Below are 388 nucleotides of genomic sequence, written 5' to 3'. Positions count from 1 at the left end.
CAAGGGCAACCAGGCCTTCGACGCCGAGCGCTTCGCCAAGGTCGTCGAGCTCGTCATCACCGCGATGGACATCTCCATCTGCTTCGCGGACTTCCCGACCCAGAAGATCGGCGACAACACCCGCGCCTTCCGCCAGCTCGGCATCGGCTACGCCAACCTCGGCGCCCTGCTCATGGCCACCGGCCACGCCTACGACTCGGACGGCGGCCGCACCCTCGCCGCCTCGATCACCTCGCTGATGACAGGCACCGCGTACAAGCGCTCCGCCGAGCTGGCCGCGATCGTGGGCCCGTACGACGGCTACGCCCGCAACGCCGACTCGCACAAGCGCGTCATGAAGCAGCACGCCGACGCCAACACCGTCGCGCCGCGCACCCAGGACCTGGAC

Annotated in this window: 1 pseudogene; it reads left to right on the top strand. The window is 69.3% G+C overall.

The window, feature by feature from the left end:
- Window positions 1-388, top strand: a pseudogene (locus ADK55_RS20755) (vitamin B12-dependent ribonucleotide reductase); the annotation flags it as partial.

Origin of the sequence: Streptomyces sp. WM4235 (assembly GCF_001279725.1) — a bacterium.
Lineage (GTDB): Bacteria > Actinomycetota > Actinomycetes > Streptomycetales > Streptomycetaceae > Streptomyces.
This window is presented reverse-complemented; position numbering and strand designations above follow the sequence as displayed.